The organism is Streptomyces sp. RB17, assembly GCF_009604455.1.
In the GTDB taxonomy this organism is placed as follows: domain Bacteria; phylum Actinomycetota; class Actinomycetes; order Streptomycetales; family Streptomycetaceae; genus Streptomyces.
On record NZ_WEGL01000009.1, the window covers coordinates 1 to 22514 of the forward strand.

At 72.8% G+C, this 22514-nt stretch carries 17 protein-coding genes, 2 rRNA genes and 1 pseudogene; 15 read left to right on the plus strand and 5 right to left on the minus strand.

What is annotated here, in order from left to right:
* The 4 genes and pseudogenes from SRB17_RS33815 to SRB17_RS45610 all read left to right on the plus strand — a co-directional run.
* Window positions 1–105: ribosomal RNA gene (locus SRB17_RS33815) — 23S ribosomal RNA — on the plus strand; the annotation flags it as partial.
* A gap of 110 nt (window positions 106–215) precedes the next feature.
* A 5S ribosomal RNA gene (gene rrf, locus SRB17_RS33820) occupies window positions 216–332 on the plus strand.
* A 63-nt stretch (window positions 333–395) separates the two neighbouring features.
* Window positions 396–1631: pseudogene (locus SRB17_RS48625) on the plus strand (hypothetical protein); the annotation flags it as partial.
* 252 nt (window positions 1632–1883) lie between these two features.
* Window positions 1884–2621: a tetratricopeptide repeat protein gene (locus SRB17_RS45610; protein WP_194294234.1), complete on the plus strand. Its 738-nt coding sequence runs from the start codon at window positions 1884–1886 to the stop codon at window positions 2619–2621.
* A 78-nt stretch (window positions 2622–2699) separates the two neighbouring features.
* Here SRB17_RS45610 and SRB17_RS33830 read toward each other — a convergent pair whose 3' ends face one another.
* Window positions 2700–3983: a DUF1015 domain-containing protein gene (locus SRB17_RS33830; RefSeq protein ID WP_153544224.1), complete on the minus strand. Its 1284-nt coding sequence runs from the start codon at window positions 3981–3983 to the stop codon at window positions 2700–2702.
* Between the two features lie 93 nt (window positions 3984–4076).
* Here SRB17_RS33830 and SRB17_RS33835 point away from each other — a divergent pair, with 93 nt between their 5' ends.
* From SRB17_RS33835 to SRB17_RS33850, 4 genes are all read left to right on the plus strand, one after another.
* Window positions 4077–5105, plus strand: coding sequence for an HAD-IIA family hydrolase (locus tag SRB17_RS33835; protein WP_153544226.1), 1029 nt, complete (start codon window positions 4077–4079; stop codon window positions 5103–5105).
* Window positions 5106–5186: 81 nt separating this feature from the next.
* The gene (locus SRB17_RS33840; protein WP_323376637.1) at window positions 5187–6230 is read left to right on the plus strand and encodes a FecCD family ABC transporter permease; all 1044 of its coding nucleotides are present in this window, start codon (window positions 5187–5189) and stop codon (window positions 6228–6230) included.
* 11 nt (window positions 6231–6241) lie between these two features.
* A complete protein-coding gene (locus tag SRB17_RS33845; protein ID WP_153544859.1) occupies window positions 6242–7273 on the plus strand; it encodes a FecCD family ABC transporter permease in 1032 nt (343 codons plus the stop codon).
* Complete coding sequence (locus tag SRB17_RS33850) at window positions 7270–8112, plus strand: ABC transporter ATP-binding protein (protein ID WP_153544228.1); 843 nt, start codon at window positions 7270–7272, stop codon at window positions 8110–8112. Before SRB17_RS33845 ends, SRB17_RS33850 begins: the two co-directional genes overlap by 4 nt.
* Window positions 8113–8121: 9 nt before the next feature.
* Here SRB17_RS33850 and SRB17_RS33855 read toward each other — a convergent pair whose 3' ends face one another.
* Complete coding sequence (locus tag SRB17_RS33855; RefSeq protein WP_153544230.1) at window positions 8122–8469, minus strand: sterol-binding protein; 348 nt, start codon at window positions 8467–8469, stop codon at window positions 8122–8124.
* A gap of 42 nt (window positions 8470–8511) precedes the next feature.
* Here SRB17_RS33855 and SRB17_RS33860 point away from each other — a divergent pair, with 42 nt between their 5' ends.
* From SRB17_RS33860 to SRB17_RS33890, 7 genes are all read left to right on the plus strand, one after another.
* Window positions 8512–8832, plus strand: a complete 321-nt coding sequence (locus tag SRB17_RS33860) for a hypothetical protein (RefSeq protein ID WP_153544232.1) — start codon at window positions 8512–8514, stop codon at window positions 8830–8832.
* Between the two features lie 7 nt (window positions 8833–8839).
* Complete coding sequence (locus tag SRB17_RS33865) at window positions 8840–9655, plus strand: TlyA family RNA methyltransferase (RefSeq protein WP_323376638.1); 816 nt, start codon at window positions 8840–8842, stop codon at window positions 9653–9655.
* Window positions 9652–10569: an NAD kinase gene (locus SRB17_RS33870; RefSeq protein ID WP_153544234.1), complete on the plus strand. Its 918-nt coding sequence runs from the start codon at window positions 9652–9654 to the stop codon at window positions 10567–10569. The genes SRB17_RS33865 and SRB17_RS33870 overlap by 4 nt, the downstream gene beginning before the upstream one ends.
* 39 nt (window positions 10570–10608) lie before the next feature.
* Complete coding sequence (gene recN / locus SRB17_RS33875; protein WP_194294229.1) at window positions 10609–12351, plus strand: DNA repair protein RecN; 1743 nt, start codon at window positions 10609–10611, stop codon at window positions 12349–12351.
* A 520-nt stretch (window positions 12352–12871) separates the two neighbouring features.
* The gene (locus SRB17_RS33880) at window positions 12872–14008 is read left to right on the plus strand and encodes a glycosyltransferase family 4 protein (RefSeq protein WP_323376639.1); all 1137 of its coding nucleotides are present in this window, start codon (window positions 12872–12874) and stop codon (window positions 14006–14008) included.
* Between the two features lie 110 nt (window positions 14009–14118).
* On the plus strand, window positions 14119–14886 hold the full coding sequence (locus SRB17_RS33885) for a TetR/AcrR family transcriptional regulator (RefSeq protein WP_153544236.1): 768 nt from the start codon (window positions 14119–14121) through the stop codon (window positions 14884–14886).
* Window positions 14873–17338 carry a SpoIIE family protein phosphatase gene (locus SRB17_RS33890; RefSeq protein ID WP_323376640.1) on the plus strand — a complete coding sequence of 822 codons (2466 nt, stop codon included), beginning with the start codon at window positions 14873–14875 and terminating at the stop codon, window positions 17336–17338. Before SRB17_RS33885 ends, SRB17_RS33890 begins: the two co-directional genes overlap by 14 nt.
* A gap of 9 nt (window positions 17339–17347) precedes the next feature.
* On the opposite strand, the gene SRB17_RS33895 is transcribed toward SRB17_RS33890, so the two are convergent.
* The 3 genes from SRB17_RS33895 to SRB17_RS33905 all read right to left on the minus strand — a co-directional run bounded on the left by SRB17_RS33895 (window position 17348) and on the right by SRB17_RS33905 (window position 22260).
* On the minus strand, window positions 17348–18994 hold the full coding sequence (locus SRB17_RS33895) for a PucR family transcriptional regulator (RefSeq protein ID WP_153544238.1): 1647 nt from the start codon (window positions 18992–18994) through the stop codon (window positions 17348–17350).
* A 67-nt stretch (window positions 18995–19061) separates the two neighbouring features.
* Window positions 19062–20408: an FAD-binding oxidoreductase gene (locus SRB17_RS33900; protein ID WP_153544240.1), complete on the minus strand. Its 1347-nt coding sequence runs from the start codon at window positions 20406–20408 to the stop codon at window positions 19062–19064.
* 49 nt (window positions 20409–20457) lie between these two features.
* A complete protein-coding gene (locus tag SRB17_RS33905; RefSeq protein ID WP_323376855.1) occupies window positions 20458–22260 on the minus strand; it encodes a glycoside hydrolase family 15 protein in 1803 nt (600 codons plus the stop codon).
* Window positions 22261–22514 lie beyond the last annotated feature (254 nt).

The window sequence follows — 22514 nt, forward strand, 5'->3', positions numbered from 1 at the left end:
TTGATGGGGTAAGGCTCCCAGTAGACGACTGGGTTGATAGGCCGGATCTGGAAGCCAGGTAACTGGTGGAGGTGACCGGTACTAATAGGCCGAGGGCTTGTCCTCAGTTGCTCGCGTCCACTGTGTTAGTTCTGAGGCAACGACCGTTGCCGGCTTTGAGCAGAACGCATAACTATAACTACAGAGTGTGCTTGTTCGCTCGAAACCATTAGGGTTTCGGTGGCCATAGCGTGAGGGAAACGCCCGGTTACATTCCGAACCCGGAAGCTAAGCCTCACAGCGCCGATGGTACTGCAGGGGGGACCCTGTGGGAGAGTAGGACGCCGCCGAACAATCTTTGGAAGGACCCCTGGTCCCAGCGTTCAGCTGGGACCAGGGGTCCTTTCGTTTTTACAATGCTTGCGGTAGTACCTAAGACAGGAGTCACCATGTCCACCAACTCTCCCGACGACCGACCGGAGCGCGACCAGCGGCGACGGGACAGTGGTGACCGGGGCGATCGCGGCGGCTACCGCGGCGACCGTGGCGGCTTCCGTCGCGACAACGACCGTCGCGAGAGCGACCGTGGCGGTTACGGCCGGCGGGACGACCACCGCGGCGACCACCGTGGTGACCGTGGCGGCTTCCGCCGTGACGACCGGCGTGATGACCGTCGTGACGATCGGCGTGATGACCGTCGTGACGACCGGGGTGGGTTCCGGCGTGACGACCGGGGCGGTTATGGCCGTAGGGACGATCGTCGTGAGGGTGACCGGGGTTCGCGTCCGGGCTTCCAGCGGGACGATCGTGATCGTGGGCCGCGTCGTGACGACCGGCGTGACGACCGGGGCTTCCGCCGCGACGACCGGGGCGGCGACCGTCCGCCCTTCCGCCGCGACGACGACCGGGGCAGCGACCGTCCGTCCTTCCGCCGTGACGACGACCGTGGCGGTTACGGCCGCCGCGATGACCATCGTGGTGACCACCGCGGCGACCGCGGCGGCTTCCGGCGGGACGATCGGCGTGATGACCGTCGTGACGACCGGGGTGGGTTCCGGCGTGACGACCGGGGCGGTTACGGCCGTAGGGACGATCGTCGTGAGGGTGACCGGGGTTCGCGTCCGGGCTTCCAGCGGGACGATCGTGATCGTGGGCCGCGTCGTGACGACCGGCGTGACGACCGGGGCTTCCGCCGCGACGACCGGGGCGGCGACCGTCCGCCCTTCCGCCGCGACGACGACCGGGGCAGCGACCGTCCGTCCTTCCGCCGTGACGACGACCGTGGCGGTTACGGCCGCCGCGATGACCATCGTGGTGACCACCGCGGCGACCGCGGCGGCTTCCGGCGGGACGATCGGCGTGATGACCGTCGTGACGACCGGGGTGGGTTCCGGCGTGACGACCGGGGCGGTTACGGCCGTAGGGACGATCGTCGTGAGGGTGACCGGGGTTCGCGTCCGGGCTTCCAGCGGGACGATCGTGATCGTGGGCCGCGTCGTGACGACCGGCGTGACGACCGGGGCTTCCGCCGCGACGACCGGGGCGGCGACCGTCCGCCCTTCCGCCGCGACGACGACCGTGGCGGTTACGGCCGCCGCGATGACCACCGCGGCGACCGTGGTGACCGCGGCGGCTTCCGCCGTGACGACCGTCGGGACGACCGGCGTGATGACCGCCGTGACGATCGGCGTGATGACCGTCGTGACGACCGGGGCGATCGCGGTGGGTTCCGTGGCCGGGACGATCGCGGTGGCCGTGGGCCCCGTCGGGACGACCGTGGTGGGCGGCCCGGTGGCTTCCGGGGGCGTGACGACCGGCGTGACGAGCGGCGCGACGACCGCCGGGGTGGCGGCCGCTTCCGCGACGAGCGGGACCGTGACCGGGACCGGGAGCCGATCAAGCGGCTGCCGATCCCGGAGGACGTCACCGGCGACGAGATCGACAAGGACGTGCGGCAGGAGCTTCAGAGCCTGCCCAAGACGCTCGCGGAGGACGTCGCCAAGAACCTGGTGATGGTCGCGCGGCTCATCGACGAGGACCCCGAGGGCGCATACGGCTACTCCAAGGTGGCCCTGCGCCTGGCGTCCCGCGTGGCCGCCGTACGCGAGGCCGCCGGGTTCGCGGCGTACGCCAGCCAGAAGTACGCAGAGGCCCTGGCCGAGTTCCGGGCCGCGCGGCGGATGACCGGCACCGTGGACCTGTGGCCGGTGATGGCCGACTGCGAGCGTGGGCTCGGCCGGCCGGAGAAGGCGCTGGACATGGCCGGTGCCCCGGAGGTGCACAAGCTGGACAAGGCCGGTCAGGTCGAGATGCGGCTCGTCGCGGCCGGCGCCCGGCGTGACATGGGCCAGCTGGACGCGGCCATCGTGACCCTGCAGAGCCCGGAGCTCGCCTCCAACTCGGTCCAGCCGTGGACCGCGCGGCTGCGCTACGCCTACGCCGACGCCCTGCTGGCCGTCGGCCGGGAGAGCGAGGCGCGGGAGTGGTTCGCGAAGGCCGTGGAAGCCGACCGGGACGGCAGCACGGACGCCTCCGACCGGCTTGCCGAGCTGGACGGCGTGGAGTTCGTCGACGCCCTCGACGAGAGCGAGGGTGAGCCGGAGAAGCCGTCGCAGGACGACGGCGACGGCGACAAGGACTGACGACAGCCACCGAAAGGCGGCAGTCACCGAAAAGGGGGCGGGTTCCGGTGGAACCCGCCCCCTTCGGCGTTTTGGGGCTCAGATCTCCAGCGCCCGCAGCACCAGCCCCGACGCCGGCTTCGGGCCGAACGACGTCGATTTGCGGGGCATCGTGACGCCCTGGCGGGCCAGGTCGCGTACGACCTCCTCGCGGACCGGGTGCATCAGGACGGCCGTACCGCCGTCGCGTTCGGCCTTGGCCACTGTCGCGGCCGTGTCGTGGATGTACGCGATGTGGGCCGGGGAGTCCTCGGGGATGTGCCAGACGTGGTCGAGGAGCGCGGCGTGCAGGACCGTGGCGTCCAGGGAGCGCCAGGCGGCCGGGCGGTCGGCCGGGATCGTCCGGGCCAGCAGGCCCGGATCGGGATGGTCGAGGAGGTGGAAGGCGCCGTCGCCGGCCAGCAGGAAGGCGTTGCCCGCGCAGGAGGCGTCCGCGAGTGCCTCCAGGGCCTCGGGGAGCGGTGCGTCGAGGTGCCGTACCCGGAACAGGCCCTCCACGGCCGCGAGGGCGTCTGCGACCGGCAGGCCGTGCAGCAGGCGGTGGATGGCGCGGACGCGCAAGGGGTAGCGGGCGGTGTCGACGAGCAGGACCAGGCCGTGGTCCCAGGGGCTGGGGGAGGGGTGCTCGGCGCGCAGCCGCAGGTAGGTGGCCCAGCGGTGGTGGCCGTCGGCGATCAGGGCCTGCTGGTGAGCGAGGTCGGACTGGATGCGGGCCAGGTCGGCGGGGTCGGTGACGTACCAGAGGCGGTGGTGGAAGCCGTCCTCGGTGGTCGTGTCCAGCAGCGGGGGCTTCTCCGCCGTGCGCTCGACGACCTCGGCCGCCGTACCGTCGCCGCGGTAGGTCAGCAGCAGCGGTTCCAGGTTCGCGCGCGTGGCCCGCATCAGGGCCGCACGGTCGGCGACCACGGGCGGCATGACGTCCTCGTGCGGCAGCACCACACCCTCGGCCGGTTCCGAGACGCGCAGCGCGCCGATGACACCGCGCTGGAGCATGCCGCTCTCGTCGCGCTGTTCGTAGACGTACAGGCCGGGCTCCGGGTCCGCGGTGAGGATGCCCTCGTCCAGCCAGCGGCGCAGGGTGTCCGCCGCCTGCTCGGTACGGGCGCTCGGGGTGCCGGCCTGGGGCAGGATCAGCCGGACGATGTTGTAAGGGTCCGCGGACTGGAGGTGGTGCACCCCGTCGGGGCGTACGACGACGTCGTACGGCGGTGAGGTGACGGAGGCGAGGCTGCCGACCCGGTCGGGGTCGTAGCGAAGGCCGCGGAACGGGGTGAGTTCCAGGCCTCGGCGCGCCGTTGCTTCCGAGTGACCTGCAGTGTTCATCCCGGCATCGTACGTGTGTCAGTGGCGTGCGGGATGATCGGGGGAAAGGCGATGGAAAGCCTTCGGACGTCGGCGAACGAGGAGCGATGTGGAATGAGCCAGGCGGTCAGGACGAGGCCCGAGGGCAGTGGGCAGCCCCTGAGCGAGGCGTACGACACGGCGCTGCTCGATCTGGACGGGGTGGTGTACGCGGGCGGGCACGCGATCGCGCATGCGGTCGACTCGCTCGCGGTGGCGCGCACCGGCGGGATGCATCTGGCGTACGTCACCAACAACGCGCTGCGGACCCCGGACGCGGTGGCCGAGCATCTGACGGAGCTGGGCATACCGACGGGCGCCGATGACGTGATCACCTCGGCGCAGGCGGTCGCGCGGCTGATCAGCGAGCAGGTGCCGGCCGGGGCGCGGGTGCTGGTGATCGGTGGCGAGGGGCTGCGGGTGGCGCTGCGCGAGCGTGGGCTGACTCCGGTGGAGTCGGCGGACGACGATCCGGCGGCGGTCGTGCAGGGGTACGGCGGGCCGGATCTGACCTGGGGCCGGTTCGCGGAGGCGTCGTACGCGGTGGCGCGCGGGGTGCCGTGGTTCGCGTCCAACACCGATCTGACGATCCCGAGCGGGCGGGGCATCGCGCCGGGCAACGGGGCGGCCGTGGAGGTCGTACGGATCGCGACGGGCAGGGAGCCGCAGGTGGCGGGCAAGCCGCTGCCGCCGATGCACAAGGAGACGATCATCCGGACCGGCGCCGAGCGGCCGCTGGTGGTCGGGGACCGGCTGGACACGGACATCGAGGGCGCGTTCAACGGCGGGGTGGACTCGCTGCTGGTGCTGACCGGTGTCACCGACGGCGCCCAGCTGCTCGCGGCGCCGCCGCAGCACCGGCCGACGTATGTGGACGCCGATCTGCGCGGGCTGCTCACCGGGCAGCCCGAGGTCACCGTCGGCAGTGACGGCTTCCGGTGTGGCGGGTTCACGGCGACGGCCGGCGCGGACCGGCTGGAGCTGGAGGGCGAGGGGGAGCCGCTGGACGGGTTGCGGGCGCTGTGCGCGGCGGCCTGGTCGGCGGCCGGTGACGGCTCCTGCGGACTGGACGGGGGGAAGGCGCTGGCGCGGCTCGGACTGTGAGGCGCTGATGCGGCTCACCACTGAGACGCATTCGCACCCCGGGGATCGAGAATCGAAGCGAGGGTAGGCTAACCTAACCTCGTGTTGGTCGACAGTCCTCCGGAACAGCGCGCGGAGACCGCCCCCGCGCCCCCAACCCGCCGGGCGGCAAGGGCCCTTGGGCTCCTGCTCTCCGCCGCGCTCCTGGTGCTCGTCGCCCTGGCGAGCATCGCGATCGGGGCGAAGGCACTGTCGCCGGACCAGGTCTGGCACGGCCTGTTCCACGACACGGGAACCTACGGCGACGTCGTCGTGGACGAGCGGCTCGCGCGCACGGTCCTCGGCCTGCTCGCCGGTGCCGCGCTCGGCCTCGCGGGCGCGGTGCTCCAGGCGCTCACCCGCAATCCGCTGGCCGACCCCGGGCTGCTCGGCATCAACGCGGGTGCCTCGGCCGCCGTGGTCACGGCCATCACCTGCTTCGGTGTCACCAGCTTCACCGGCTATGTGTGGTTCGCCTTCCTCGGGGCGGCGGCGGTCGGCACACTGGTGTGGTTCCTCGGCGGCAGCCGGGGCGCCACCCCGGTGCGGCTCGCGCTCGCGGGTACGGCGATCAGCGCCGCCCTGTACGGCTATCTCCAGGCCGCGATGATCCTGGACGACGCGGCGCTCGGCCGGATGCGCTTCTGGACGGTGGGTTCGCTGGCCTCGGCCACGGACTCGACCATCCTGCAGGTGCTGCCGTTCCTCGCGGCCGGCATGGTCCTCGCGCTCACGCTCGCCCGCCCACTGAACGCCGTGGCGATGGGCGACGACACCGCCCGCGCTCTCGGCGCGAACCTCAACCGCACCCGGGCCCTGGCCATGCTGGCCGCCACCGTGCTGTGCGGTGCCGCGACCGCCGCCTGCGGACCCATCGTGTTCGTCGGCCTGATGGTGCCGCACGTCGTGCGCTCCTTCACCGGCCCCGACCTGCGCTGGATCCTGCCGTACGCCACGGTCCTGTCGCCCGTGCTGCTGCTCGGCGCCGACGTCGTCGGCCGGGTCGTGGCCCGCCCCTCCGAACTTCAGGTCGGCATCGTCACCGCGCTCATCGGGGGCCCGGTCTTCATCTTTCTCGTACGACGGCGGAGGACGGCCCAGCTGTGAAGACCCGAACCATGAACCGGGCCGTACGCACCCCGGGCGGGCTCTCCCTGCGTCTGGACCTGCGGGCCCTGCTCGTCGTCGTCCTGCTGCTGGCCGCCGCGTGCGCCGCGGGCGTCGCGCTGATCGGCACCGGCGACGCGAAGATCCCGGCGTCCGACGTGCTCCGGACACTCGCCGGGAACGGCAACGCCTACCAGGACTTCATCGTCAACCAGCTGCGCCTGCCGCGGGTCCTGGTCGGCCTGCTGGTCGGCGCCGCGCTGGGCCTCGGCGGCGCGCTGTTCCAGTCCGTCTCCCGCAACCCGCTCGGCAGCCCGGACGTGCTGGGCCTGTCGCAGGGCTCCACGGCCGGCGCGCTGGTCGTCATCGTGCTGCTGTCCGGCAGCACCACCCAGGTCACCGTCGGCGCGCTGATCGGCGGCCTGGTGACCGGACTCGCCATCTACCTGCTCGCCTGGAGGCAGGGTGTGCACGGATACCGGCTCGTCCTGGTCGGCATCGGCGTCTCCGCGATCGCCACCGCGGTCAACGGCTATCTGCTCACCAAGGCCGACCTGGTCGACGCGGCCCGCGCGGTGGTGTGGATGACAGGCTCGCTCAATGGGCGGGACTGGGACCAGGTCTGGCCGCTGCTCGTCCTGTGCGCCGTCCTCGTCCCGCTGGTCCTCGTCAACGCGCGCGGGCTGAGGATGCTGGAGATGGGCGACGACGCCGCGAACGCCCTCGGCGTGCGCGTGCAGCGTGTCCGGCTCGTGCTGATGGTCTCCGCCGTACTGCTCACCGCGGCCGCCACGGCCGCCGCCGGGCCCGTCAGCTTCGTCGCGCTCACCGCGCCGCAGCTGGCCCGGCGCCTTACCCGCTCGCCCGGCCCGAACCTGGTGCCCTCCCTCTGCATGGGCGCCGCCCTGCTGGTCGCCGCCGACTGGGCCTCGCAACGCCTCTTCGGCGCCGACCAGCTGCCCGTCGGCGTGGTCACCGGCGTCCTCGGCGGCGGCTATCTGCTGTGGCTGCTGGTCACCGAGCGCAGGGCGGGCCGGATATGAGCGCCACCCCCGAGTCAGTCAGCAAGAGGAGCACCGTGAACCGCCTGTCCGCCGAGAACGTCACCCTCGCCTACGACCGGCGGGTCATCGCCGAGCAGTTGTCCGTGGAGATCCCCGACAACTCCTTCACGGTGATCGTCGGCCCGAACGCGTGCGGCAAGTCGACGCTGCTGCGGGCGCTGTCGCGGATGCTCAGGCCGAGCCAGGGCCGGGTGCTGCTCGACGGGCAGGTCATCCAGTCGACGCCCGCGAAGAAGGTCGCCCGGACGCTCGGACTGCTGCCGCAGTCGTCCCTCGCGCCCGACGGCATCACGGTCGCCGACCTTGTCGGCCGGGGCCGCTACCCGCACCAGGGCCTGCTGCGCCAGTGGTCGGCGGAGGACGAGCGGGTCGTGCACGAGTCGATGCGGCAGACGGGGGTGGCCGAGCTGGCCGAGAGGTATGTGGACGAGTTGTCCGGCGGGCAGCGGCAGCGGGTGTGGATCGCCATGGCGCTCGCCCAGCAGACCCCGCTGCTGCTCCTGGACGAGCCGACCACCTATCTGGACATCCAGCACCAGATCGACGTCCTCGACCTGTGCGCCGAACTGCACGAGGAACAGGGACGGACGCTGGTGGCGGTGTTGCACGACCTCAACCACGCCGCCCGCTACGCCACCCACCTCATCGCCCTGCGCGGCGGCGAGGTGATCGCCGAGGGCGCCCCGAACGACATCGTCACCGCCGAGCTGGTGGAGCGGGTGTTCGGGCTGCGCTGTCAGGTCATCGACGACCCGGAGACAGGGACGCCTCTGGTGGTGCCGGCGGCTCGAAGGGCACGGGTCACCGCAGCTTCCTGAGCCGAAGGTCTACAGCAGCTTCCTGAGCCGGAACAGATCGAGCAGGCTCGCCTCCAGCCTGACCCGGCCCTTGCCCCAGGCGGTCGCGAAGTTCAGCTCGCCGTCCACCAGGGCCACCAGGTCGTCGCCGGCCATGGCGAGCCGGATCTCGGCTCTCTCGCGCGGCGGGCCGGGACGGGTCTCGTCCACCTCGATCCGCCCGCCCGTCATCCGGCCGGTGAAGGTGACGTCCAGGTCGGTGATGTGACAGCTCACCGAGCGGTCCAGGGCGGCGGCCGCCCGGACGTCGCCCTCGGCGCCCTGCATGTTGTCCGAAAGCTTTCCCAGTGCGGCGCGGCACTCCTCGATCGTGGCCATCGCCCACGACGGTACCCCAGCGGTTCGGGGTAGCGTCGGGGCATGAACGACTCGGTTCCGGAGACGGAGATCCCGCAGGATTCGGTGCGGGAGGCGGTGGAGGCACCGGAGGCGTACGACCCCGCCTCGCCCGCCCCCCTGAACGTCCCGCGCACCCCCACCGGCAACGCCGAGGTCGACGCCCAGCTGGAGCGGCTGGCCGACGCCGACCACCTCGCCACCGACGGACACGTCGAGGTGTACGAGGATGTACACCGAGGGCTGCGCGACGCGCTCACCGCGCTCGACGCCCGCCCGGCACCACCGGCGCCCTCACCCTCGTACCGACAGGCGCCTTCACCGGCGTACCAAAACAGGAGCTGAACCCAACGTGGCAGGAGTCGCACGCCGTCGTCTGGACGCGGAGCTGGTCCGCCGGAAGCTCGCGCGCTCGCGCGAGCACGCCAGCCAGCTGATCGCCGCCGGGCGGGTCACCGTCGGCAAGACCGTGGCGACCAAGCCGGCCACCCAGGTGGAGACCGCCGCCGCGATCGTGGTGCAGGCCGACGACAGCGAGCCCGACTACGTCTCGCGCGGCGGGCACAAGCTCGCCGGCGCGCTGGAGGTCTTCGTCCCGCAGGGGCTCGTGGCCGAGGGCCGGCGCGCGCTGGACGCCGGCGCGTCCACCGGCGGCTTCACCGACGTCCTGCTGCGCGCGGGCGCCGCGCACGTCGTCGCCGTGGACGTCGGATACGGACAGCTCGCCTGGTCTCTCCGGAACGATGAACGCGTCACCGTCAAGGACCGTACGAACGTACGCGAGTTGACGCTCGAGGCGATCGATGGGGAACCTGTGGATCTTGTCGTGGGCGATCTGTCCTTCATCCCGCTCGGACTGGTGCTGCCGGCCCTGAAGCGGTGCGTGAAGCCGGACGCCGACCTGGTGATGATGGTCAAGCCGCAGTTCGAGGTCGGCAAGGAGCGGCTCGGCAGCGGGGGTGTCGTACGGAGTCCGCAACTGCGGGCGGAGGCCGTGCGGGGAGTGGCCGAGAAGGCCTGGGAGCTGGGGCTCGGGGTGCAGGGAGTCACCGCCAGTCCGCTGCCCGGCCCCTCGGGGAACGTCGAGTACTTTCTCTGGTTGCGGGCGGGGGCACCCCAGGTGGACCCGGCCGACGTAGACCGTGCAGTGGCGGAGGGGCCGCGTTGACACAGAACCTGGCGCGTACTGTTTTCCTGCTCGCCCACACCGGGCGGCCCGCGGCGATCCGCAGTGCGGAACTCGTCGTCAAGGGCCTGCTGCGGCATGGCATCGGGGTGCGGGTGCTGGAGGAAGAGGCGCGCGACCTGCCGCTGCCGGACGAGGTGGAGCTGGTCAAGGAGGCGACCCCGCAGTGCCTCGACGGGTGCGAGCTGCTGATCGTGCTCGGCGGTGACGGCACGCTGCTGCGGGGGGCCGAGTTCGCGCGGGCGTCCGGGGTGCCGATGCTCGGCGTCAACCTCGGACGGGTGGGGTTCCTCGCGGAGGCCGAACGGGACGACCTCGATCGGGTGGTCGACCGGGTGGTGGCGCGGTCGTACGAGGTCGAGGAGCGGATGACCGTCGACGTCGTCGTGCACCGCAACGGGGACATCGTGCACACCGACTGGGCGCTGAACGAGGCGGCCGTACAGAAGGCCGGCGCCGAGAAGCTGCTGGAAGTCGTGCTGGAGATCGACGGGCGCCCGGTGACGGGGTTCGGGTGCGACGGGGTCGTCCTGTCGACGCCGACCGGGTCGACGGCGTATGCCTTCTCCGCCGGGGGGCCGGTCGTCTGGCCCGAGGTGGAGGCGCTGCTGATGGTGCCGATCAGCGCGCATGCCCTGTTCGCCAAGCCGCTGGTGACCTCGCCGGATTCCGTGCTCGCGGTGGAGGTGCTGCCTCATGTTCCGCCGGGCGTGCTGTGGTGTGACGGGCGGCGGACGGTCGAGCTGCCGCCGGGGGCGCGGGTGGAGGTGCGGCGCGGGGCGGTGCCGGTGCGGCTTGCTCGACTCCATCACTCTTCGTTCACGGATCGGCTGGTTGCGAAGTTTGCGTTGCCGACGACCGGATGGCGGGGCGCGCCGCACCACTCGGCGGAGTGACAAAGGCGGGCCGTGTGCACGACCCACCCCGGACCTCGTATGGTCTGTTCCGTGTTGGAGGAGATGCGGATACGGTCGCTCGGGGTCATCGACGATGCCGTCGTCGAGCTGTCGCCTGGGTTCACCGCGGTCACCGGTGAGACCGGTGCGGGCAAGACCATGGTGGTCACCAGCCTGGGGCTGCTGCTCGGCGGCCGGGCGGACCCGGCGCTCGTGCGGATCGGGGCCGAGAAGGCGGTCGTGGAGGGGCGGGTCACCGTTCCCGACGACGCCGCCGCCGTCGTACGCGCCGAGGAGGCCGGGGCCGAGCTGGACGACGGGGCCCTGCTGATCAGCCGTACCGTTTCCGCCGAGGGACGCTCGCGGGCGCACCTCGGCGGGCGCAGCGTGCCCGTGGGGCTGCTCGCCGAGCTGGCCGACGACCTGGTGGCCGTGCACGGACAGACCGACCAGCAGGGGCTGCTGAAGCTGTCCAGGCAGCGGCAGGCGCTGGACCGGTACGCGGGCGACGCCGTCGCCGTACCGCTCGCCAAGTACACCGAGGCCTACCGGCGGTTGCGGGCCGTCGCCGTCGAGCTGGAGGAGATCACCACGCGCGCGCGTGAGCGGGCGCAGGAAGCCGACATGCTGCGGTACGGGCTCGAGGAGATCGCCGCCGTCGAGCCACGCGCCGGAGAGGACGCCGAGCTGGCCGAGGAGGCCGAGCGGCTGGGGCACGCCGAGGCGCTGTCGTCCGCCGCGACGGCCGCGCACGCCGCGCTCGCGGGCAATCCCGAGGACCCCGAGGGGATCGACGCCTCCACCCTCGTCGCGGGCGCCCACCGCGCGCTGGAGGCCGTGCGTGCGCACGACCCGGCGCTGGCCTCCCTCGCCGACCGGATCGGGGAGATCGGGATCCTGCTGGGCGATGTCGCCGGTGAGCTGGCGGGGTACGCCGACGACCTGGACGCCGATCCGCTGCGGCTGGCCGCGGTGGAGGAGCGCCGGGCCGCGCTGACCACGCTGACGCGCAAGTACGGCGAGGACGTGAACGCCGTCCTCACCTGGGCCGAGCAGAGCGCGGCGCGTCTGACCGAGCTGGACGGCGACGACGAGCGGATCGACGAGCTGACCGCCGAGCGGGACGCGCTGCGCACCGAACTGGGCGGGCTCGCACAGGCGTTGACGGACGCGCGGACGGAGGCCGCCGAGCGGTTCGCCGCCGCCGTGACCGCCGAGCTGGCCTCGCTCGCCATGCCCCACGCGCGCGTGTCCTTCGCCATCCGGCAGACCGAGGACCCGGAGGGCGTGGAGGTCGGCGGGCGTACGGTCGCGTACGGGCCGTCGGGCGTGGACGAGGTCGAGCTGCTGCTCGCCCCGCACCCCGGTGCCCCGCCGCGGCCCATCGCCAAGGGCGCGTCCGGCGGTGAGCTGTCCCGCGTGATGCTCGCCGTGGAGGTCGTGTTCGCGGGCACCGACCCCGTGCCGACGTATCTCTTCGACGAGGTCGACGCCGGTGTCGGCGGCAAGGCCGCGGTCGAGATCGGCCGCCGCCTCGCCAAGCTCGCCAGGACCGCGCAGGTCGTCGTGGTGACCCATCTGCCCCAGGTGGCCGCCTTCGCCGACCGGCAGTTGCTGGTCGAGAAGACCAACGACGGATCGGTCACCCGCTCCGGCGTCAAGGTCCTGGAGGGCGAGGAGCGCATCCGCGAACTCTCCCGGATGCTGGCCGGCCAGGAGGACTCCGAGACGGCCCGCGCCCACGCGGAGGAACTGCTGGCGACGGCCAGGGCGGATCTGTAGGCGGGCTCGGGTTCGGGTTCGGAGCGGGTGCTGACAGGGTGCTCGCCGAGGGTGCCACCCTCGGCGCCGCGCACTTCATGGGTCTCGAGCGCGTGGTGATTGGTCACATGGGGGCGCGCGTGCTCGGCGTCGCGCTGGGGGCGGCCGTCGTGGCGGGCGACCGGTGCGCGGGACTGCTCGCGCACGCCGGTCGCCGTCCTGGCCGCCGCCGTGCACGGGGACCGGGTGAGCGCCTGGGCGCAACCGCTGTGAGCGTCTGACCTGGCCGGACGCGGTCGCACGGCGTTCGGCCGCGCCGGGGTTTTCCTCACTCGTGTGGGTGACGTGCTCCGGCGCAGTGCCCCGGCCCGCCGCACAGTGCGCCCTCCGGATTTCCCGTAACGGCCGTTCCCCCTGGCATGCTTGAGCGCACACGGTCCGCGCGGCAGGCGCGCGGGGTACGTCCTTCCGCCCCCCTGAGCCCGCTACCTTCTGTACGTTTCCTCGTGACCGCCCACGCCGAACCAGGAGCCCCGGCCCCGTGAGCCCCCTGAGCAGCAACGCACCGCACGGCCAGTCGCCGCTGCGCACCGTGCAGGTGCTGGGGGGAGGCAACGCCGGCAGCAGCGTGCATGTGCGCTCGCTGGCCGAGGGGCTGGTGGCGAGGGGGGTGCGGGTCACCGTGTGCGCCCCCGTCGAGGCCGACCGCGCCTACGACTTCACCGGCGCCGGTGCCGAGCACGTGCACGTGCCGCGCAGCAGCGACCCCGTCTCGGTGGCCGCGCTGCGGACCGCCTGCGCCAACGCCGACCTGGTGCACGCGCACGGGCTGCACGCCTCCTTCCGGGCCGTCCTCGCACTCAGCGGCCGGAGCACCCCGCTGGTGGTCACCTGGCACAACCGGGCACGGGCGCAGGGCCCGCGGGCGCATCTGCTGCGGCTGCTGGAGCGGCGGGTGGTGCGGACGGCGGCCGTGGTCCTCGGCACCAGCTCCGACCTGGTGGACCGGGCCCGGGACACCGGGGCACGGGACGCCCGGCTCGCCCCCGTGGGCCTGCCGGGCCGGCGGCGGCCCGTCGTCCCCGACGACCCCGACCGGCTGCGCCCCAAGGTCCGGGCCGAACTGGGCGCCATCGGACGCCCGTTGCTCATCGCGGTCGGCTCCCTCGACCGGCAGCGCGGCTACGACCTCCTGCTCGACGCGGCCCGCGCCTGGCGGGACCTGGACCCCGTGCCGCTGGTCGTCATCGCCGGGGAGGGGCCGCTGCGGGCGGAGCTGCAGCGGCGGATCGAGGACGAGGAGCTGCCGGTGCGGCTCATCGGGCACCGGGGGGACGTGCCCGAGCTGCTCGCCGCCGCCGATCTGGCGCTGCTGACGAGCAGGTGGGAGTCGAGGTCCGTCCTCGCCCAGGAGGCCCTCTACGCGCGCGTGCCGCTCGTCGCGACCCGGGTCGGCGGCATCCCCGACCTCGTCGGCGACGCGGCCGAACTCGTCCCGTACGGCGACCCGGAGGCGCTCGCGTCCACCGTCGTGCGGCTCCTCGCGGACCCGGAGCGCCGGGAGGAGCTGCGCGAGCGCGGGGTGCGGCAGACTGCCGGCTGGCCGACCGAGGACGAGACGGTCGCCCAAGTGCTCAGTGTCTACGACGAGTTGACGCAGCCCCGGCCGCTCGCTTAGTGCCGGTGCCGAACGTGTGCCGCGCAGTTGCGACCGCGTCTCATGTCACCCAGAGTGACTTATCGTATCGATGAGATAGAAAAAATGATAACAGCTGTAATATCCCTATTATGCGGACGCGAACAGCGCAGACGCGGGAACGGATCCTGCATGCCGCAGCGGATCTGTTGACCCGCGAAGGTCGTGCGGCTGTTTCGACGCGGGCGGTGAGCGCCGCGGCCGGGGTGCAGCCGCCGACGCTGTACCGCCTGTTCGGTGACAAGGACGGACTGCTCGACGCGGTCGCGGCCTACGGGTTCCAGCAGTACCTCGCCGAGAAGCAGGCCCTCGGGGAAACCGACGACCCCATCGACGACCTGCGCCGGTCCTGGGACCTGCACGTGGGGTTCGGCCTTTCCCGGCCGGGTTGCTACGTACTGATGTATGGCGAAGGGCGTTACCGCAGGGACATTCCGGCAGGGCTGGAGACCATTGCGATTCTGCGCCGGAACATCGCCCGGGTGGCCGCTGCCGGCCGGCTTCGCATGAGTGTGGAGCGCGCGACCCAGCTCATGCACGCCAACGGGGTCGGAGTCGTGTTGTCGCTGCTCTCCACTCCGCCGTCCGAACGGGACCCCGAGCTGCCGGCGGTCGCTCGTGAACACGTGCTGCGAACGATCACGACGGTGGGTGACATCGAGCCCGAGGCGCCGGCGGACGTCGTGAGCCGGGCCGCGGCGCTGCGCGAGGCCTTGCGCGACAGCGGCACCAGGGCCCTGACGCAGGCCGAGCGCGCGCTGCTGGCCGATTGGCTCGATCGCCTCGCCGACACGGGCGAGCCGGGTCCTGCCGCCCGAGGAACACCCGGCAGAAGGGATGACCGCGATGCCCACAGGTGACCAGACGGCTCCGACGGCCGTGCGGGGAGCGCCGCGGTCGGCGGGGCAGATGATCGGCGCTGCCATCGCGGTCGTCGACGGGACGGGGACGATGGTGGGCTGGACGCAGGCTGCCCAGCGACTCACCGGATTCTCCGCCGCCGAGGTGGTCGGCCGCTCCGCCGCGGAGGTGCTGGCACCTGAGGACGGCGTGAAGGCATCGGAATGCGCGGAGCGGTGCCGTGTCGAGGGCGGCTGGTCCGGACTCGTCGGTCTTCGCCACCGCGACGGCGGCCGACTGGAGGTGAATCTGCGGGTCGCCCCGCTGGCGGGGCAGGACGGGCGGATGCGCTGGCTCGTCTCCGCGACCTGCATGGCCGACATCTCCTCGTCCCCGGTGAACGGACTGGGACTGGATTCCCTCCTGTCCAGTGCGCCGATCGGCATCGCCGTCCGTGATCCGGAGCTGCGCTGCACCTGGGTGAACGACGCTCTGGCGCTCCAGGACGGCATCTCTCGCGAACAGCGGCTGGGCCGACGTCTGACGGAGGTGCTGCCGGGATGCGACGCCGAAGTGGTCGAGGCGGTGATGCGGCGGGTACTGGAAAGCGGCATTCCGGCGGTGGACCACGAATACCGGCTGAGCCCGTCGGCGACGGTCCCGAGGCGGGAGCAGGCGTTCTCGGTCTCCTTCTTCCGCCTCGACGACAGGGAAGGCCGCGCGTCGGGCGTGTGCGCCCTGGTCGTCGATGTGACGGACCGCGAGCGGGCGCGTGAGCGGCTGGCCATCCTCAGCGAGGCCGGCACGCGGATCGGCAGCACGCTGGACGTGTTGCGGACCGGGCAGGAACTCGCCGACTTCGCCGTGCCGCGCCTCGCGGACTACGTCATCGTCGACCTGGCGGAGTCGGTGCCGCTGGGCGAGGAGTCGCCGGCCCGGCTCGGCGCGGTGGGCGGCCGCATACCGCCCTTCCGCCGGGCAGGGGTGGCGTCGATCCACGCAGGGGCCCCGGAGTCCCTCTGGCCGCGCGGGGAGCCGGTCTTCGTCCCCGCCTCCTCGCCCTTCGCCGAGGTCCTGACCTCCGGCAGATCCCACCTGGAACCGGTGCTGGACACCTCTCCCGGCACATGGCTCGACCAGGACCCGGGCCGGGCGGAGAAGATCCGCCGGTACGGGATGCATTCCCTGATGGTCGTGCCGATTCACGCGCGCGGGGCGGTGCTGGGTGTGGCGGTCTTCGTGCGCACCGCCGATCCCGCGCCGTTCGAAGCGGACGATCTGCTCTTCGCCGAGGAACTCGTCTCCCGTGCCGCGCTGTCACTGGACAACGCCCGCCGGTACGTGCGCGAACGCGCCGCGGCCCTCGCGCTGCAGCGCAACCTGCTGCCACGCCGCCTCACCGGCGGGGCCGCCGTCGAGGTGGCCTCCCGCTACCTCCCCGCGGACACGGAGGACGGCGTGGGAGGTGACTGGTTCGACGTCATCCCGCTCTCCGGCGCCCGGGTGGCGCTGGTCGTGGGCGACGTGGTCGGGCACGGGATCAACGCCGCGGCCACCATGGGCAGGCTCCGCACGGCGGTGCACACGCTCGCGACCATGGACCTGCCTCCCGACGAGCTGCTGGTCCAGCTCGACGACACGATCTCCCGGCTCGCCGAGGAGGACCTCGACGCCACGGACCGGACCGTCGCGGACGTGGGTGCCACATGCCTGTACGCCGTCTACGACCCGGTGACCCGCCGCTGCGCGATGGCACGTGCCGGGCATCCCCCGCCCGCGGTCGTCTCGCCCGACGGCCGGGTCACCTTCCCCGACCTGCCGCCCGGCCTGCCGCTCGGCATCGGCATGGCGGCCTCCTTCGAGGCCGTGGAGCTGGACCTCGCCGAGGGCTGCGTCCTCGCCTTCTACACCGACGGACTGATCGAGACGAGGGACGCGGACATCGACGCGGGGATGCAGCGACTGGGCGCTGCCCTGGCACAGCCCGGCCGCCCCCTGGAAGAGCTCTGTTCGGCCGTGGTCGACACCCTGCCGAGCCGGGCACCGTCCGACGACGCGACGCTGCTCCTGGCCCGGACCCGCGTGCTCAGTCCGACCCAGGTCGCCTCGTGGGAGCTGCCGCCCGATCCGGCCGTCGTCGGCGACGCCCGCGCGTTGTCCGCAGCCCAGTTGACCGAGTGGGGGCTGGAGCACCTGGCGCCCACCACCGAACTGATCGTCAGCGAACTCGTCACCAACGCCGTCCGGTACGGCACGGGCCCGATCACGCTGCGTCTGATCCGGCACCACGTGCTGGTCTGCGAGGTCTCCGACGCCAGCGACACCGTCCCACGCCTGCGCCATGCCCGGGCCACGGACGAGGGCGGTCGAGGACTGTTCCTCGTGGCACAGCTGTCCCACCGGCGAGGCACCCGTCACACGACCGGCGGCAAGATCGTCTGGGCCGAACAGGAACTGACACCCGCGCTCTGACCCGCGCTCTCAGGGGACATGCCGGCGAGCCCGCAGGGCCAGGCTCAGCGCCAGGACCGTCTGCGGGTCGTCGAGGTCGGTGCCCAGCAACTCCCCGATGCGGGCGAGGCGGTTGTACAGCGTCTGCCGGTTCAGGTGCAGCTCGCGGGCCGTCTCCGCCTTGCGGCCGGCGTGCGCCAGATAGGTCTGCAGGGTCGGCAGCAGCGCCGGCTTGGACCGGTTGTCGTGGTCGCGCAGCGGGCCGATCGCCCGGTCCACGAACGCCGCGAGGTCCGGGTGGTCGCGCAGCCGCCACAGCAGCAGGTCGATGTCGAGGCGGCGGGCGTCGTACCAGGGCCGGTCCGTGAGGCCCTGCGCCGCCGTCGCCGTCTCCGCCGCGTGCCTGAGCCCCGCCGAGGCGGCCGCCCAGCCGCCCGCCACGCCGACCACCACGACCGGCGGCGGCGAGCCCGGCCGGCGCATCCCGGCCCGCTCCACGCCCGCGCGCAGCGCCGCCGCCACCCGGTCGGCGACCGCCGGGCGCTCCGACTCCGCGCGCAGGCCCAGCAGCACCAGCACCCGGCCCTCCACCGGACGCACGCCCAGCAGCACCGGCACCCCCACGGCGGCCAGCTCCTCGGAGACCGCCCGCGCCAGCACCGCCCAGCCCCCGCCGGGGGAGAGGCTGTCCCCGATCCGCATCACCACGGGCAGCAGCGGGCTGTCGCCGGGCTTGAAGCCGAGGACCCGGGCCTGCGCCGGGGCGTCCTCCGCGGTGATCCGGCCCTCGGCGAGATCGGTCAGGAAGTCACCGCGTCCGCGCGCCGCCAGCTCCTCCTCCTGCCGGGCCTGCATCAGCACCACGGCCAGGATGCCCGCGGCCCGCTCGGCGGCGATCCGGTGCACGGGGGACAGCGGCGCGCGGACCGGCAGCAGGACCAGGCGGGCGCGCACCGAGCCCGCCGTACCGGGGCCGCCGCCCGGCACGTCCACCAGCACCGAACCGGCGGGCGGCGGCGCGTCCTTGTGCGGGCCGCGCAGCCCCTCCCACACCTGGAGCGGGTCCGCGCCCTCGGGGCCCTCCCCGGCGGCGTACAGCAGGCGGCCGTCGGCCGTCTCCAGGAACACCGGGTTGCCGCTGAAGCCCGCCAGGATGCCCAGCACCTGCGGCACCCCGCCGCCGCCCAGCAGCGCCTCGGTGCAGCGCCGGTGCACCTCCTCGGCCCGCTGCAGCAGGGCGTAGTGGCCGTTGACGATCTCGGTGTGGATCTCCTCGGTCACCGTCACGAACGGCACCTCGCGGTGCAGCTGGACCAGCGGCAGCCCGGCGGCGCGGGCGGTGTCCACCAGGGCCGCCGGCAGCCGGCTGAACCGCGGGCCCAGCTCCACCACCAGGGCGGCGATCCCGCGCTCGGCGAGGGTGCGCACGAACGCCCGCTGCTCGGCCGGGCGGGTGCCGAGGCCGTAGCCGGTGGTGAGCAGCAGTTCGCCGCCCTTGAGCAGCGAGGCGATGTTGGGCACCTCGCCCGCGTGCACCCAGCGCACCGTGCGCCCCAGCCGGTCGGCACCCGCCAGGATCTCCGGCAGCCCGCTGCGCAGCCCCGGCAGTTCCAGCGCCCGCTGAACGGTGATCCCGGCGCCCTGGGTGTCGAATCGGTTGTCCGTACGGCTGTCCATGCAGCGGACGCTACCTGCGTAAACGCCCTCAGGACAGCTTCCGCTCACGCCGGTTCGACGGTGCGGGCTACACCGGCTCGATGTTGTGGTTGAAGCGGAAGACGTTGTCGGGATCCCAGCGCCGCTTCACCTTCTCCAGCCGCAGCAGGTTCCCGGCGCCCAGGCCCGCCCGGACGCGCTCGGGGCCCTCGTCGCCGATGAGGTCGAGGCAGACGGCACCGGTGCTCCAGGGCCGTACCTCGGCGCACGCGTCCCGCACCCAGGCCGGCGCCCGCTCGTCGTCGGCCGGGTCCGCCCAGCAGGCGAAGGGGTGCACCAGCCAGGACGCGTCCCGGTACGACACCGGATACTCACGAGGTCCGGCGGCGATCGCACCGCCCAGCGGGAAGATCACGTGCTGGCTGCCGTTCGACGCGGGCATGCTGTCCGCACGGGCGGCCAGGAGGTCCACCAGCTCGTCGGGCAGGTCCGTCAGGCACTCGGCCGACCAGTGGTCACGGAGGCCGGACAGGGGTTCCAGCAGGCACTGCACATCCGCGTACGGCAGGGTCCCGACGACCTCGGCCTCGTGCGGCAGCGCCAGCAGCGGACCGGCGAGCCTGCGCAGCCCCGCCTCCCCACCCGCGTACGTCAGCAGCGTGCCGCACAGCACCCCGTCCGCGGCCAGATACATCACGGCGCCGCCCACCTCGTCCGGACCGGCGCGGACGATCTCGCGGAAGGCGCGGACCGCGTCCGGGCCGAACTCCGGCCGGCCCCGCAGCAGCGCCACCGAGAACTCCGGCAGCTCGTGCAGCTCCAGGGTGAGCGCGGTGGCGACGCCGAAGTTGCCGCCCCCGCCGTGCAGCGCCCAGAACAGCTCCGGGTTCTCGTCGGCGTTGGCGTGCACCCGCTCGGCGTCGGCGGTCACCAGCTCCACGCCGAGGAGGTTGTCCACGGCCGGGCCGAAGACCCGGTCCAGCCAGCCGGTGCCGCCGCCGAGCACGAAGCCGCCGACACCGGTGGACGGAGCCCGGGCGCCGGGGGTCGCGAGGCCGTACGGCTGCGTGGCCCGGTCCAGATGGCCCGTGGTGGCGCCGCCCTCGACCCGGACCGCCTCGGCCGCCGGATCGACGGTCACCCCGTGCATCCGGCGCAGGTCCACCACGAGCGCGCCGTCGATCCGGGCCCCCACCAGGCCGTGCCCGCCGCCGCGGACCGCGATGTGCAGGTCCAGGTCGCGCGCGAAGCGCACGGCGCGGACGACGTCGGCCGCGTTCGCGCACTGGGCGATCACGGCCGGGCGCCGGTCGGTCAGGGCGTTGAAGACGGCACGGGCCTCGTCGTAGCCCGGGTCCCCGGGGGCGAACACGTCGCCGACGAGATCCTCACGGAGCGCGGCGAGGGCCGTATGCGCCGTGGAACGGGTGGCCATGGCAGCCCCCTTCCCGACAGGGTGCTGCTGTTCAGCCTAGGCCGACCGCTCAGCCGCCGTACGCCCCGGACGCCGTCAGCCGCAGCGCCGTGTCGATCAGCGGCACGTGGCTGAACGCCTGCGGGAAGTTGCCCACCTGGCGCTGCAGCCGCGGGTCCCACTCCTCGGCGAGCAGGCCGAGGTCGTTGCGCAGGGCGAGGAGCCTCTCGAACAGCTTGCGGGCCTCGTCCACGCGGCCGATCATCGCCAGGTCGTCCGCCATCCAGAAGGAGCAGGCCAGGAAGGCGCCCTCGTCGCCGGGCAGGCCGTCGACGCCCGCGTGGGCGCCCTCCGTCGGGTAGCGCAGGATGAACCCGTCCGGGGTCGACAGCTCCCGCTGGATCGCCTCGATCGTGCCGATCACCCGCTTGTCGTCCGGCGGCAGGAAGCCCATCTGCGGGATCAGCAGCAGCGAGGCGTCCAGCTCCTGGGAGCCGTAGGACTGGGTGAAGGTGTTGCGCTCCTTGTCGTAGCCCTTCTCGCAGACGTCCCGGTGGATGTCGTCGCGCAGTTCCTTCCAGCGCTCCAGCGGGCCGTCCGCGTCCCCGGACTCGATCAGCTTGATGGTGCGGTCCACCGCGACCCAGGCCATCACCTTGGAGTGCACGAAGTGCCGGCGCGGTCCGCGCACCTCCCAGATGCCCTCGTCCGGCTCCTGCCAGTGGTCCTCCAGGTAGCGGATCAGCTTCAGCTGGAGCAGGGCGGCGTAGTCGTTGCGGGCCAGGCCCGTCATGTGCGCCAGGTGCAGGGCCTCGGTGACCTCGCCGTACACGTCCAGCTGGAGCTGGTGCGCGGCGCCGTTGCCCACCCGGACCGGGGCCGAGTGCTCATAGCCCGGCAGCCAGTCCAGTTCGGCCTCGCCCAGCTCGCGCTCGCCGGCGATGCCGTACATGATCTGCAGGTTGTCCGGGTCGCCCGCGACCGCGCGCAGCAGCCACTCGCGCCAGGCGCGGGCCTCCTCGCGGTAGCCGGTGCGCAGCAGGGAGGACAGGGTGATCGCGGCGTCGCGCAGCCAGGTGTAGCGGTAGTCCCAGTTGCGGACCCCGCCGATGTCCTCGGGCAGCGAGGTCGTCGGGGCCGCGACGATGCCGCCCGTGGGGGCGTACGTCAGGGCCTTCAGGGTGATCAGGGAGCGGATCACCGCCTCCCGGTACGGCCCGTGGTACGTGCACTGATCGACCCACTCGCGCCAGAACTCCTCCGTCGCCTCCAGCGAGGCCTCCGGCTCGGGCAGCGACGGCGGCTCCTTGTGCGAGGGCTGCCACGAGATCGTGAACGCGATCCGGTCACCCGGGGCGACCGTGAAGTCGGCGTACGTCGTCAGCGACTTTCCGTAGGTCTCGGCCTCCGTGTCGAACCACACCGAGTCCGGGCCGGCGACCGCCACCGTACGGCCCTCGTGCTTGTGCACCCAGGGGATGACACGGCCGTAGGAGAACCGCATCCGCAGCGCCGAACGCATCGGCACCCGGCCGGTGACGCCCTCCACGATCCGGATCAGCTGCGGGGCGCCCTCACGCGGGGGCATGAAATCGGTCACGCGGACCGTGCCGCGCGGGGTGTCCCACTCCGATTCCAGGATCAGCGAGTCGCCCCGGTAGCTCCGCCGGGCGGCCGCGGGCGGCTGCGCGTCGGCCGCGTGGGCCGGGCCGAGCCGCCAGAAGCCGTGCTCCTCGGTGCCCAGCAGGCCGGCGAAGATGGCATGCGAGTCGAAGCGGGGCAGGCACAGCCAGTCCACCGTGCCGTCCCGGCAGACCAGGGCTGCGGTCTGCATGTCTCCGATGAGTGCGTAGTCTTCGATGCGCCCGGCCACGTGCAACTCCAGTCGAACGGCCACGTCACCCCCGCGCAGGGGGCTGTCGCTAGTGCGGTCAAGGGGTCGTTGTTATGCGTCGTTGAGCGGTGAAGCAAAGCAGCCCGCCGAGCCCTGAGGCAATACGACAGTCTTTGCTCAACGAACTGCCGCGCTCAAGGTGTTCCGGGTGATGCTGGCGGGGGTGTGCCGTCGTTCCGGCCGGGCTCGGCAGCGAGTGTCCGAGCAGGATACGACGCACGCAGATGATCTGC